This window comes from Wenjunlia tyrosinilytica, assembly GCF_014646055.1.
Lineage (GTDB): Bacteria > Actinomycetota > Actinomycetes > Streptomycetales > Streptomycetaceae > Wenjunlia > Wenjunlia tyrosinilytica.
Genome location: NZ_BMMS01000011.1, coordinates 198,505 through 211,397 on the forward strand (window position 1 = coordinate 198,505; position 12,893 = coordinate 211,397).

General features: G+C 71.7%; 13 protein-coding genes and 1 pseudogene. 3 read left to right on the forward strand and 11 right to left on the reverse strand.

The genetic code is table 11. From position 1 onward, the window contains the following. Positions 1 to 84: 84 nt before the first annotated feature. Positions 85 to 1,320 carry an alpha/beta hydrolase gene (locus tag IEY86_RS14740; RefSeq protein WP_189132110.1) on the reverse strand — a complete coding sequence of 412 codons (1,236 nt, stop codon included), beginning with the start codon at positions 1,318 to 1,320 and terminating at the stop codon, positions 85 to 87. Positions 1,321 to 1,709: 389 nt separating this feature from the next. Here IEY86_RS14740 and IEY86_RS14745 point away from each other — a divergent pair, with 389 nt between their 5' ends. Then, on the forward strand, positions 1,710 to 2,393 hold the full coding sequence (locus tag IEY86_RS14745) for an SAF domain-containing protein (protein WP_189132111.1): 684 nt from the start codon (positions 1,710 to 1,712) through the stop codon (positions 2,391 to 2,393). A gap of 75 nt (positions 2,394 to 2,468) precedes the next feature. Beyond that, positions 2,469 to 2,984 carry a large conductance mechanosensitive channel protein MscL gene (gene mscL, locus IEY86_RS14750; RefSeq protein ID WP_189132112.1) on the forward strand — a complete coding sequence of 172 codons (516 nt, stop codon included), beginning with the start codon at positions 2,469 to 2,471 and terminating at the stop codon, positions 2,982 to 2,984. A gap of 143 nt (positions 2,985 to 3,127) precedes the next feature. Here mscL and IEY86_RS14755 read toward each other — a convergent pair whose 3' ends face one another. The 3 genes from IEY86_RS14755 to IEY86_RS14765 form a co-directional block, all read right to left on the reverse strand. After that, positions 3,128 to 3,310, reverse strand: coding sequence for a hypothetical protein (locus IEY86_RS14755; protein ID WP_189132113.1), 183 nt, complete (start codon positions 3,308 to 3,310; stop codon positions 3,128 to 3,130). A gap of 33 nt (positions 3,311 to 3,343) precedes the next feature. Next, on the reverse strand, positions 3,344 to 4,030 hold the full coding sequence (locus IEY86_RS14760; RefSeq protein ID WP_189132114.1) for a class F sortase: 687 nt from the start codon (positions 4,028 to 4,030) through the stop codon (positions 3,344 to 3,346). A 179-nt stretch (positions 4,031 to 4,209) separates the two neighbouring features. After that, positions 4,210 to 4,797 (reverse strand): hypothetical protein, encoded by a 588-nt coding sequence (locus IEY86_RS14765; protein WP_189132115.1) that lies wholly within the window; start codon positions 4,795 to 4,797, stop codon positions 4,210 to 4,212. Here IEY86_RS14765 and IEY86_RS14770 point away from each other — a divergent pair. Then, entirely contained in the window at positions 4,754 to 5,191 is a 438-nt protein-coding gene (locus IEY86_RS14770; protein ID WP_189132116.1) for a hypothetical protein, read from the forward strand. The genes IEY86_RS14765 and IEY86_RS14770 overlap by 44 nt on opposite strands. A 126-nt stretch (positions 5,192 to 5,317) precedes the next feature. Here IEY86_RS14770 and IEY86_RS14775 read toward each other — a convergent pair whose 3' ends face one another. The 7 genes and pseudogenes from IEY86_RS14775 to IEY86_RS14805 all read right to left on the reverse strand — a co-directional run bounded on the left by IEY86_RS14775 (position 5,318) and on the right by IEY86_RS14805 (position 12,542). Continuing rightward, positions 5,318 to 5,614: a hypothetical protein gene (locus IEY86_RS14775; protein ID WP_189132117.1), complete on the reverse strand. Its 297-nt coding sequence runs from the start codon at positions 5,612 to 5,614 to the stop codon at positions 5,318 to 5,320. 223 nt (positions 5,615 to 5,837) lie between these two features. Then, positions 5,838 to 6,812 (reverse strand): sigma-70 family RNA polymerase sigma factor, encoded by a 975-nt coding sequence (locus tag IEY86_RS14780; RefSeq protein ID WP_189132118.1) that lies wholly within the window; start codon positions 6,810 to 6,812, stop codon positions 5,838 to 5,840. A gap of 214 nt (positions 6,813 to 7,026) precedes the next feature. Next, on the reverse strand, positions 7,027 to 7,995 hold the full coding sequence (locus IEY86_RS14785) for an ABC transporter substrate-binding protein (protein ID WP_189132119.1): 969 nt from the start codon (positions 7,993 to 7,995) through the stop codon (positions 7,027 to 7,029). Next, entirely contained in the window at positions 7,995 to 10,118 is a 2,124-nt protein-coding gene (locus tag IEY86_RS14790; protein ID WP_373287027.1) for an ABC transporter permease, read from the reverse strand. The genes IEY86_RS14785 and IEY86_RS14790 overlap by 1 nt, the downstream gene beginning before the upstream one ends. Next, entirely contained in the window at positions 10,115 to 11,221 is a 1,107-nt protein-coding gene (locus IEY86_RS14795) for a quaternary amine ABC transporter ATP-binding protein (protein ID WP_189132120.1), read from the reverse strand. Before IEY86_RS14795 ends, IEY86_RS14790 begins: the two co-directional genes overlap by 4 nt. After that, positions 11,218 to 11,739, reverse strand: a pseudogene (locus IEY86_RS14800) (GMC oxidoreductase); the annotation flags it as partial. The pseudogene IEY86_RS14800 and the gene IEY86_RS14795, both read right to left, overlap by 4 nt. 191 nt (positions 11,740 to 11,930) lie before the next feature. Next, a complete protein-coding gene (locus tag IEY86_RS14805) occupies positions 11,931 to 12,542 on the reverse strand; it encodes a class I SAM-dependent methyltransferase (protein WP_189132162.1) in 612 nt (203 codons plus the stop codon). Positions 12,543 to 12,893: the final 351 nt, after the last annotated feature.

Below are 12,893 nucleotides of genomic sequence, written 5' to 3' on the forward strand. Positions count from 1 at the left end.
ACGCGTGTGCCCGGCCGCTGCCGATGCGCGGCCGGGCATTTGGCTGCCGAAGGCGCTCGGTCGGCGGGCGGGCCTGCGGCCGGGTCAGCGAGCCAGGCGCGCGGTGCGGGGGACCTTGGAGATCGACGGGGGCAGGTCCGACGCGGTCGGCGGGCTCGACTGCCACGGAGTGGTCGGCTCCTGGGTGACCGGCTTCGGACGGCGACCGTCCGTGCTCAGATTCCGCCCGAGGAATCGCAGCGCCTCCGGGGCTTCGGCCTGCCAGGTCTCAAAGTTGTGGCCGCCGCTGTCGCGAATGAGTTTCGTCACATGCATCGGCGGCTTCGCCAGCTTCGCGAATCGCAGCGTGGCCCGGTAGTTGGCCTCTCCCTTTCGGCTCGTGGTGACCATCACACGCACCGGCGGCGCGGTGAAGTGGGTGAGCCGGTACATCAGATCGCTCTCCTGCTTGACCTGCGGGCTGCCCCCGTACAGGTCACCGGTCTGGCGGTCCTGCTTGGCGTCGTAGTCGGCCGACATCGCCACGGCCGAGGAGAACCGGTCCGAGTGGAGCATCGCGAGCCTCAGGGCGCAGTAGCCGCCCGTGGAGTTGCCCAGGAGTCCCCAGCCGTGGGGGGCGGGGGCCGTGCGGTAGTGGCTCTCGATGGCCATCGGCACGTCCTGGCTGAAGAACGTCCCAGCGTGCGGCCCGCCCGGCACGTCGGTGCATTCGGTGTCCCGGCCGGTGACGACCGAGGGCCGCAGCATCACGATGATGGCGGGCTTCATCCGGCCCGCCTTGATCTCGGCGGTGGCGTGCTGGGGGAGCTTCATCTTCGAGACCAGGTTGCGCTGCTGGCCCGGGTAGCCGGTGATCGCCACGATGACGGGGAACCGATGCCTCGCGTACGCGGGCTGGAAGTACTGCGGCGGCGCGTAGACGAGGGCGTCGGCACCGAGTCCGCTGCGCAGCCCGTTGATGCGTACCTTCTGGACCTGGCCGGAGACCTGCCTGCCACCGCGCAGGTCGGCGGGCTGCCGGCCCCTGACTATGAGTTCGGGCACGGCGCGGCCGTCGACCCCGCTGGTGTCGATGGTCTGTCTGCCGGAGGCGGTCCCCAGGAAGTCGCTCCAGGAGGCGTAGAAGCCGAAGTCCTTGTTGGCCCACACGAGCAGGGTGGTCAGCAGGCACACCTGGGTGACGACCAGCATGCCGATGCGTGAGAGGACGGCGATCGGCCCGGTCCGCGCGGCGCGCGGCCACAGCCACACCACCAGAAGGCAGATCGCCAGCGCGAGCAGCGCCAGCAGACAAAGGAACCCATTGCTTGTCAGTCCCACCCATCGACCTCTTTCACAGTGCGCGGCGCCTGATCGACGCGCCGTGATAAGAGACTTCGTATTCTTTGATCTGGTTGTCTTGATTGGCTTATTACCAGAGGAAAAAGGAGCGGTGTCATACCTAAGAGGTATTCACCCGGCCGAGTGAGCGTGGTATTCACAAGGGCCGGGTTGTCCACATTTGGATCTTGGATTCGGCGGGGCGCGGCGCTGTGGCGGCATGGTGGATCCGTCCGTGAGGTTCCTCGATCAGGCGGTGGTTCACCGTGCCCGCTCCCACTCCTTCCGCTGTCCTCTCCCGTTCCGCTCCTTCGGCTGCTCTCTCTCCTTCGGCTGCTCTCGCGCGTCCCCCGCGCGGGGCGCCGCTGCCCGCGCCTTCGCTCTCGTCCGTGCCCGCGACCGGCGCGGTCCCCTTCTTCGAGCCCATCAGGGCAGGCGGCAGCAGGCGGCGAGCACGCGGGGCCCGGCGTGGACGGCGCAAAGCGGTGGCCGCCGCTCTGGCGATGACCGCCGCGGCGCTCCTCGCCGCCGCCTCGCCGCATGCAGGCGGTGGGCGATCCGGCGGCGGCGCCGGGCGGGAGGTGCTGGTGGCGGCCCGCGATCTGCCCGGGGGGACACGGCTGGGCCCACGTGATGTGGTGAGGGCGCGCCTGCCGGGGCGCCGGGTGCCCGCTGGCGCGTCCAGGAGGGTGGAGGCGGTGCGCGGGCGGACGCTGGCGGGGCCGGTGCGCCGGGGCGAGCCGCTCACCGACCGGGGGCTGCTCGGCCCCGCCCTTCTGGCCGGTTACGGTCACGAGCGGCATCGGGAGCGCATGGTCGCCGCTCCCGTCCGGATCACCGACGCGGCCGCCGCCGGACTGCTGCGGGCCGGGGACCGGATCGATGTGCTGGCGGGGGCGCCGGAAGGGGAGGCGTACGTCGTCGCCTCGGGGGTACGAGTCGTCACCGTGCCACGGCTGCCGCGTGCGGGCGCCGATCAGGGTGCGCTGGTCGTGCTGGCCGTTCCTCGTCCGGTGGCGGTGTCACTCGCGGGTGCCTCCGCGCGCTCGTCACTGACGGTGGCGCTGCGGTGACCGCGACTGGCGTCGGGGGACGTCGGATGCCACCGTGGGGGACTTCGGACCGTGGGTGGCAAGGGAGGAAGCGCAGTGTCGAAGCAGACGGGCGTGCTGGCGGGATTCAAGGAATTCCTGATGCGCGGGAACGTGGTCGAGCTGGCCGTCGCCGTCGTCATCGGAGCCGCGTTCACCAAGATCGTCGATTCCGTGGTGAAGGGCGTCATCAACCCCGTCATCGGTGCCTTCGGCAGCAAGGACCTCGACAACTACCGCTCCTGCCTCAAGGGGCCCTGCTCGATCGACTCCAAGGGAGTGGTCACCGGCGTCTACATCCAGTGGGGCTCGGTGCTCAGCGCCACCTTGACCTTCCTGCTCACGGCAGCGGTCGTGTACTTCCTGATGATCGTGCCCATGAACCACTTCAACGATCTGCGCAGGCGCCGCGAGCCCAGGCAGGAGCCGACGCCCGCGCCGCCCACGGAGACGGAGCTCCTGATCGAGATCCGGGATCTGCTCGCGAGCCGGCACAACACCGCGGTGGCGGGGCCGTCCGGCAGCGGAGTGGGCGTCGACAGGCCGGTGATACCCGGCCCGGGCAAGCACTGAGGCGAACACCGGGGCAAGCACTGGGGCAAGCACTGGGACAGGCACCGACGCGGACACCGCGGCAAGCGCTGACGGGGCCTGCGGGACACACCGGCCCCGGGGGCGGGGGCGGGCGGCTCAGACGTGGTGCCGCGGCCTCCCGCTCAGAAGTGGTGCGGGGGCTTCTCCGAGAGGAAGCGGTCGAGGTCTGCGGTGCCTCCACCGTCCCGGCGCTCGCCCCAGCCCTCGTCCGTGTCGTCAGAGGTCTGCTGGGCCAGGGGGTCGTCGAAGACCAGGCCGCCGCCCGGGGTGGCCGGGGTGGGGGGCTCGGGAGTCGTACCGCTCATGCGCCCAGCGTACGCGGACACCTCCGGCGTTCCTCAGAGCGTCTTGACCAGCCGGGCGAAGACGACCACGTTGCCGAGGTAGCCCGTCCGCTTGGTGAAGCCGCCGCCGCAGGTGAGCACGCGCAGCTCCGGCTTGCCGGTGTCGCCGTAGACCCGCTCGGAGGGGAAGTCGTTCTTCGCGAAGACCTCGATGCCGTAGACCGAGAACACCGCGGTGCGCCCGTCCTGCCGGGGCACCTCGATCGTGCGGCCCTTGGTGAGCGCGCCGAGGTTGTAGAAGACCACCGGCCCGGCCCTGTTGTCCACATGGCCGACGATCACCGAGGTGCCCTTGGCACCCGGGGAGACGGAGTTGCTGTACCAGGCGGCGAGGTTCCGGTTCACCGCCGGCGGGGCCTGGATCCAGCCGTCGGCGTCGAGGCCCACGTTCATCAGCGGGGCGTCCACGTGGATGGACGGGATCTTGATCCGGGTGGGCTGCGAGGGCGGCAGCGGCTTGGGCGGAGGCGGCAGGTCGGGTGCGGTGCGCGCCTCTCCCTGCCGGGCGCCGCCGGCCGCCGCGTCGGCCGCGGGCTGCGGGGGGCCGCTCTGCTCCCCCATCCCGTCGCGCAGCATGCAGGCACCGAGGATCATGGCGAAGGCCGTGACACCCAGGACGAAGCGGTTGCTCCGCTGCGGCCCGGCCGCACGGCGGCGTTCACCGTGGCGCGTTGGGGGCATCGTCGGTCCCTCCGGTGACTTCGGTGGTCACCTCGGACGCTATGGCGGTGCGCCCGGGACCGCGATCCGGGAGAGGCAAACGGGTTCTGGGGCCGTTCGAGCCACCCACGAAGGGGTTGATCGCCCCGGTGTTCACGCTCCGCTGACCTGGGGTGACGCATCAGCGGGGTGAGGGGGCTTCAACCATCCAGCGCTGAAAGGGCCCTGACGCCGGAATGCGACGGCAGGTCGGGCGGGTGACGTTCTTCATGGGCGCGGAAACGCCGATTCGCGGAAATCCCTCCGCACCCGCGCCCATGGAGGTTCATCATGCGTGCTTCACGCATTCTGGCAGCGACAATGCTGGCCGGCGCGGTGACGGGTCTCTCGGCCCCCCTCGCGCTGGCCGACGAGACAGCACCGGCGCCCGTCGCGGCGCCGGCCCAGAACCCGGCGGCGACACCGACGACGCCGACCGCGCCCGAGGGCGTCTCCGACCCGATCCGGCAGCCCATGGATCCAATGACGCCCTCGAACCCGATCGCGTCGGGTGAGCCGGTTTCCCCGGCCTCGCCCACCACGCCCTCGACGCCCACGCCGTCGACGTCGATGCCCTCGACATCCACCCTGCCGTCGATGCCCTCGGTGCCCGAGCCCAGCGCGTCCGCCTCCGCGTCGGCGTCCGCCTCCGCTCCGGCGGCCTCTGCCTCGGCCTCGGCCGCTCCCGCGCCCGGGGCCCCCGCGATGATGGACAACACCGCCCCCAACACCGTGATGGTCTTCCCCAAGACCGTGCTCCCCGGCGGCAAGCTCACCGTCACGGTGGACGGTACCGACTGCCGCGAGGCGGACCGCGCGGCGATGGACGCCTCCGTCGAGTCCGCCGCGTTCACCCGTACCAAGTTGATGCCGCTGCGGAACGAGGGCTCCTCGTTCGCCACCCCGATGATCACCGACACCTCGAAGCCCGGCCGCTACACGGTCACGGCGACCTGCAAGGGCAAGTCCGTCACCGCCGGTGAGTTCACCGTCCTGCCCGTCGCGGGCTCGCGCACGGGTGAGGGCGGCAGCATCGCCCAGGTCAGCACCACCGAAGCCGTGGTCGGTGGCGGACTGGTCGCGGCCGCCATCGGTGGCGGGGTGCTCATGCTCCGCCGCCGCCAGAGCGGCGGGGACACGTGACGGGCTGAACCTCCCCGGTCACGCCAACCGCCTCCTGTTCCGGGCCGCCTGACGGCCCGGAACAGGATCACGACCCGGCGGTGCCACGATCGGGCCCTGCCCGGTCGGGCACAGGTCCCGCGAGGGCTACAGCTTCTCGTCGCGCAGGACGTCGAGGTTCATGAAGCGGGGCTCGCCCGTGCACAGGTCCTCCATCTGCGCGGCGATCCGCTGCGTCTCCGGTAGGTCGTTGTTCCTCATCGCCTGCTCGTACGAGGGGAACTCGACGATGTCCACGTAGTGGTTGGGGCGGTCCCGGTCCTTGGCGTGGATCTCGTGGAAGGCGGTGCGCTTGCCCTCCGTGGACTCCATCCAGCGGTCCAGCAGTTGGTCCATATCGGCGGGGCGCTCGGTGTCGTACTCGATGACCTGGACGAATGTCATGGAAACCGACCTCCTTGATGCGTGAGGCGTGGTGCGGTCCCTGTCGCCAGCATGACATGAACGCCCAAATCGCCACAAGGGTGCTATTGCACCTCAAAGGTGCACCCACACCGCCGGAGTCCGTCGCGAGGCGCCCGCCGGCCGGGGCAAGCGAAGACCCCGGCGCGCCGGAGGGGACGGTGCGCCGGGGCTGCTTTCCTGCTCTCGTGTCGGAGCGGTTCGGTCAGGCGGCCTCGAAGCCGGTGTCGCGGGCCATGCGCTTGAGCTCGACCAGGGCGTGCTTCTCGATCTGGCGGATCCGCTCACGGGTGAGCCCGTGCTGCTTGCCGACCTCGGTCAGGGTGCGCTCGCGCCCGTCCTCGATGCCGTAGCGGGCGCGGATGATCGACGCCGTGCGCTCGTCCAGGCGTGCGATCAGACCGTCGAGCTCCTCGCGGCGCAGCATGACCAGCACCGACTCCTCGGGGGACGCCGCCCCCGAGTCCTCGACGAGGTCGCCGAACTGCGTGTCGCCGTCGTCGTCCACCGTCATGTTCAGACTCACCGGGTCACGCGCCCAGTCCAGCACGTCGCCGACGCGCTCGGCCGTGCTGTCCAGCTCCGCGGCGATCTCGGCGTGCTCCGGGTCGCGCCCGTGCTCGCGGTTGAACTCGCGCTGCACACGGCGGATCCGGCCGAGCTCCTCCACGAGGTGGACGGGAAGCCGGATCGTGCGCGACTGGTCGGCGATGGAACGGGTGATGGCCTGTCTGATCCACCACGTCGCGTACGTCGAGAACTTGAAGCCCTTGGCGTAGTCGAACTTCTCGACCGCGCGCACCAGGCCCGCGTTGCCCTCCTGGATCAGGTCGAGCAGGGGGAGCCCGCTGCGCGGGTAGCGCCGGGCCACGGCGACGACCAGTCGCAGGTTCGATCGGATGAAGACGTCCTTCGCCCGCTGCCCGGCCTCGACCACGGCCAGCAGTTCCTTCTCGTCCGCCCCGGCGCCGGTGCGGCCCTCGGCCAGGAGCTGTTCGGCGTAGACGCCGGCCTCGATGGCCTTCGACAGCTCGACCTCGGTCTCCGCGTCGAGCAGCGGTGTGCGCGCGATCTCGTCCAGGTACATTCCGACCAGGTCGCGGTCGGCCGCCTCTGCGGACACTGCGCGAACACCGCCCTTCCCATCGTCCTTGCGACGGGCGACGGCACGGGTTGCCATGCGTGCTCCCTTGCGGTTGGTCTCGGTTCGTGCGACGTGTCACGGGCCCTGATCCGTCTGGATCGGGTACCCGCATCCGAGGGAGACAACGACTGGAAACCGGACAGAATTCCCATGTCGATCATAGTTTTCCACCAACATGCAGTACCCTGCTCGGCCCGCTCTCGATTCTCACTCCAGGGAGAACACGCGCACGCGGAGCGTAAGGTTCACCTCACGGCAGCCACTCGCGCCACACCCGCGGGTGCTCCTCCACCCACTTCCTGGCCGCGTCCTGCGGCTTCATCTTCTTGTCGGCGATGAGCAGCGAGACCTCGTTCTGGTCCCGCTCGCTCCAGTGGAAGTTCTTCAGCAGCTTCGCCGCCCTGCCGCCGTTTTCGGCGAAGTCGGCGTTGAGGACCTTCTGCAGCGGGGTCGTCGGGTAGGCGCAGTCGATCTTCTCGGGGTCCTTGGCGGCGCAGGCGTCGGTGTACTTCGGCAGCTTCACCTCGACCATCGGCACCTGCTTGAACAGCCACTGCGGCTTGTACCAGTAGGTGAGGAACGGCTTGTGCCGCTTGTACTGCTGCTTGAGCTGGGTGATCTGCGCGGCCTCGGAGCCGGCGAAGACGACCTCGTAGTCGAGCCCGAGGTTCTTCACCAGCGCCTTGTCATTGGTGACGTAGGACGGGGAGCCGTCCAGCAGCTGGCCCTTGCCGCCGCTCTCCGGGCTGCGGAAGAGGTGGGCGTACTTGTTCAGGTTGTGCCAGTCGGCGATGTCGGGGTGCCGGTCGGCGAGGTACTTCGGCACCCACCAGCCGATGTGGCCGGAGACGCCGAGTCCGCCGCCGCGCGCGACCAGACGCTTGTCGCCGATGTAGCGCTTCTCCTGGTCCGGGTGGCCCCAGTCCTCCATGATCGCGTCGACGCGGCCCTGGCTGAGCGCGTCCCACGCCGGGACCTCGTCCACCTGCACGGTGTCGACCCGGTAGCCGAGTTCGTGCTCGAGCAGGTACTTCGCCACGGCGGTGTTGGCCTGCGCACCCACCCAGGACTGCACGGACAGGGTCACCGTCTTCGCGCCCGCCGCTCCGGCGAACGGGGAGCGCTGCTCGGTCATGTCGACCGCCCCGCAGCCGCTCAGGGCGGTCACGGTCGAGAAAGCGGCGGCGGCCGTGATCGCGTACGTCTTCTTCTTTCCCATCACTTGCTGTCCTTGTCCGTACGGCGCGGCTGGGTCGTGCGGTCGAGCAGCACACCGAGGCACACGATGGCCGCGCCCGCGACGAGCCCGGTGGCGAGGTCGCCCTGGGCGAGGCCGAAGACGACCTGGTACCCGAGCGCGCCCGACCCGACGAGGCCGCCGATGATGACGACCGCGAGAACGAGCACCATGCCCTGGTTGACCGCGAGCATCAGGGTCGGCCTGGCCAGCGGGAGCTGGACCTGGCGCAGCACCTGCCAGCGGGTCGCGCCGAGGGACTCCGCGGCCTCCACCGCGGCGGGCTGGACCTGCTTCAGGCCCTGGGTGGTGATACGGACCACCGCGGGCAGCGCGTACACCACGGCGGCAGCGGCGGCCGGGGCCCGTCCGACACCGAGGAGCGCGACCACCGGGATCAGGTAGACGAACTGCGGCATCGTCTGCATCACGTCGAGCACGGGCCGCAGCAGCCTCTCGATCCGGCGGCCGCGGGCGGCGGCGACACCGACCGCGAAGCCCAGGACGAGGGTGACGGCCACGGCGGCGAGCACCTGGGAGAGGGTGTCGAGGGCCGGCTTCCACACGCCGAGCACACCGATGGCGGCCAGGGCCGCGGCGGCGGTGAGCGCACCGCGCCAGGTGCCGATCAGCCAGGCGCAGCCGGCGGCGACCAGCAGGAGGCCCCACCACGGGGTGCCCTGGAGCACCGAGCGGATCGGGTCGAGGACCCAGCCGGTGAAGTGCCCGGCGATCTCGGCGGTGCCGCCGACGACGGGCACACCGGTGTAGAGGTGGGCGCTCATCCAGTCCACGGCGGAGTTGACCGGCTCGGCGAAGGACACGGCCCAGCCGTCCGGCCACGCCCTGCGGCCGACGGTCGCCGCGATCACTGCGGCGGCCGCGGCGGCCAGGGCCACAGCGGTGTCGGCGGTGCGCTTGCTCCCGCTCTCCTCCCCCAGCCGCGCCCCGGCGGCCGCGGTGGTGCGGTCCAGGACGACGGCGAGCAGGACGATGGGGATGCCCGCGCTGAGCGCGTTGCCCACGTCCACGCTCGCCAGCGCCTGGTAGACGCGGTCGCCCAGGCCCCCGGCGCCGATCACGGAGGCGATGACCACCATGGACAGCGCCATCATGATCGTCTGGTTGACGCCGAGCAGGATCTCCTTGCGGGCCAGCGGCAGCCGGGCGGTCAGCAGCCGCTGCCGGCGGGTGGCGCCGAGCGAGTCGACGGCCTCCAGGACCTGCGGGTCGGCGCTGCGCAGACCCAGCGCGGTCAGCCGCGCCATGGGCGGAGCCGCGTAGATCACGGTGGCCAGGGCCGCCGCCGGAACGCCGATGCCGAAGACGAGCACCACCGGTAGGAGGTAGGCGAACGCGGGCAGCACCTGCGCGGTGTCCAGCAACGGCTGGAGCGTGCGGTGGAAACGGGCGCTGACCCCGGCGAGCACGCCGAGCACCGCGCCCACGGCGACCGACGCGGCCACCGCGACCGCCATGAGCGCGATCGTCTGCATGGTCGGCACCCACATGCCGAGCAGCCCGCACACCGCGAGTGAGACCGCCGTGGTGACGGCGGCACGCACCCCGGCGCAGCGCCAGGCGAGCGCCGTGGCGGCGAGGAGGACGCCCGGCCACCCCAGGGCGAGCAGCACGAGGTAGACGCCGCGGACGGCGAGGACCGCGGCGTTGCTGAGGTGGCCGAGGAAGTAGGTGAACAGCGGGTGGTGGTCGCGGTTGTCGATGATCCAGTCGCTGGCCTTGCCGAGGGGCTGGTCCAGGCTGACGGTCAGGTCGCCCGGCCACAGCCCGTTGCCCAGGCGGGAGCCCAGGACACCCGCCGCAGCGGCGAGGACGGCGAGGACCAGGAGCTTGCGGACGGCGGGGCGTGCGAGCAGGCCTCGCAGCCGGGGCGCCGAGCCGGCGTCGGACCGGGCGGCGAGCGCGGCGGCGGAGCTGCCCGGCACGGTGGGGGCGGGTCCGGCCGCGACGTGCGGGTCGGTGGCCGCCACACGTGCGGCGGTCTCCTTCGCCTCGGCGGTCTTCGTGCTCGCGGTCCTGGCCTCGTTCTCGGTGGCCCGGTCTCCGGTGGTCGTCGTGTTCTCCGTATTCATCGATGTGCTCACGCGGCCTCCCGGGCGGTCCCGGCGACGACCTCCAGCAGCCCGGCGTGGTCGGCCACGCCCAGCAGGCGCCTTCCGTCCATGACACGGGCGGGCACACCGGAGCGCACCACGGCCTCGATCGCCTCGGAGACGGTGGCGGTGGGCTTGAGGACGGGGCCGGTGAGCACGTCACCGTCTGCCGGGCGCATGGCCCGCCGCACGGTCAGCACATGCTCACGCGGAACGTCCCGGACGAAGTCGCGCACGTAGTCGTCGGCGGGCTCGCCGACGACCTGCTCGGCGGTGCCGCACTGCACGATCTCACCGGCCCGCATGATCGCGATGCGGTCACCGAGGCGCAGCGCCTCCTGGAGGTCATGGGTGATGAAGACCATCGTCCGGCCCTCCTCGCGGTGCAGGCGCAGCACCTCCTCCTGCATGTCGCGGCGGATGAGCGGGTCCAGGGCGCTGAACGGCTCGTCGAACAGGAGCACCTCGGGGTCGACGGCCAGGGCGCGGGCGAGGCCCACACGCTGCTGCTGTCCACCGGAGAGCCGGCCGGGGCGGCACTGCTCGAAGCCCGACAGGCCGACCTTCTCCACGACCGCGCGGGCGCGGTCGCGCCGCTCGTCCTTGGCCACGCCCTGGATCTGCAGTCCGTAGGCGACGTTGTCGAGCACGGTGCGGTGCGGCAGCAGGCCGAAGTGCTGGAAGACCATGGCGGCGCGGTGGCGGCGCAGTTCGCGCAGCCGGGCGCGGTCCATGGCGCGCACGTCCTCGCCGTCGATGCGCAGCTCACCCGCGGTGGGCTCGATGAGCCGGGTCAGGCAGCGCACCAGGGTGGACTTGCCGGAGCCGGACAGGCCCATGACGACGAAGACCTCGCCGGGCCGCACATCGAAACTGACGTCGCGTACGGCCACGGTGCACCCGGTGCGGGCCCGCAACTCGTCGGCGGGCAGGGCGGCTTCGACCGATCCGGGTATCCGCGCGGCCTTGCCGGAGGGTCCGAAGACCTTCCACAGGTTTTGGACGGAGAAAACGGGAGACCCGGGGGGCGCGGTGGGCTTCGGCCTGTCCTCCGCGGTGGTGGCGGTGGTCTGTGCCGGGGTGAGCGCACTCATCGGCATTCCTCCTCGGGGCTGTCGGCTCGGCCGAGGAGTGCGGCGGCACGCTCCCCCACCATCAGAACGCCGATCACGGGATTGACGGTCGGCATCGTCGGGGACACGGACGCGTCCGCGATCCTGGCCCCGTCCGGACCGCGGACGCGAACGCTGGGGTCCACCACGGCCATGGGGTCGTCGGCGGCTCCCATCCGGCAGGTGCCGGCGGGGTGGTGGACGGTGTGCGCGGCCGGGCGGGCGTACACGGACAGGTCCTCGTCGGAGGTGACCTCGGGCCCGGGGGCGGCCTCGCGCACCAGCCAGTCCTTCAGCGGAGAGGCCGCCGCGATCCGGCGCGCGAGTCCGATCCCGTCCACCAGGGTGCGGGCGTCGTGGTCGTCCTCGTCCGTGAGGTGCCGGAAGTCCAGGGCCGGTGTGACCTCGGGGTCCGCGCTGGTCGGGTGGACGCGCCCTCGGCTGTGCGGCTTGGGGATGTTCGGCGTCATCGACACCCCGTGCTCGGGCACCGGGCGGCCGCCTTGCGCCAGGTCCCGTCGATGTGAATGGTCTCGGCTGATGGTGCCGCCACGTCTGGTTCTCCTAGAGGTACGAGGTAACCAGCCGCTTCTCTCCCGGGACCGCGCCAACCATGCCTGGTTCCGACCGAACGTGACCCAGTTCACTCGACAAACTGAATACAGTGGGGCGGATATGGCGATTTCGACGCTCAGCGCCGCCCGGACAGCGGCTCACGCACCGCGATCACCAGGAAACGGGCCTCCTCGTCCTCGTATCGGGTCAGCCGCCAGCCGGACGCCTCCAGGGCGGGCCGCAGATTCGGCTCTGCGAGCAGGTCGTCGGGGCCGAGCTCCCGGCCGTGCCGCTTGGCGAGGACGGCCCGTCCCACGGGATGGAACAGCGCCAGCCGACCGCCCTCCCCGGTCACGCGGGCCAGCTCCCGCAGGGCCTGCCTCGGCTCGGGTACGTGCGGCAGCAGCCCCGCGGCGAAGACCGCGCGCAGGACCCCGTCACGCAGGGGAAGCCGCAGGCAGTCGGCCACCAGGAACGAGGCGCCCCCGGCGCCGCCCCTCCCCGCACGCCCGAGGCGCACCGCCTCACGCAGCATGGCGGGGGTCAGATCCATGCCCAGGACCGTGCCCCTCGGGCCCACCGCCTCACGCAGCAGGGGCACCGCCCGGCCCGTACCGCACCCGGCGTCCAGCGCCGTGTCCCCGTCCCCGAGCCCCAGCAGTTCGACCGCCGCCCGGTACAGCGGCAGATCGTCGGGGAACTTCTTCTCCCAGCCGACCGCCCGAGGGGTGAAGAACGCCCTGGTCATGGCATGGTGGCGGCCCGCGGCGACCCTCTCGGCGAAGGCTTCCCCTCCGGCCGCGCCGCCCACGCCCTCGCCACCGGGGCCGAGGGCCAGCATCGGCAGCTCGGCCTCGCGGGCGGCCCTCAGCAGCTCCGCAAGGCCCTCCGGCCCAGAGCCCTCCTGTTCCGAGCCCTCCTGTTCCGAGCCCTCCCGTTCCGAGCCCCCGGACGAGCCTTCGGCGGCTCCCTGCACCACCACCGCCTCGACCCCGCGCAGGTCCCCGGGCAGCTCGTCGGGCGCCCGCCACCTGGCCACTTCGAGCCCGCGGGCCTCCAGGGCCCCGGCGAGCCCGTCGTCGCCGCACTCCGCCAACGT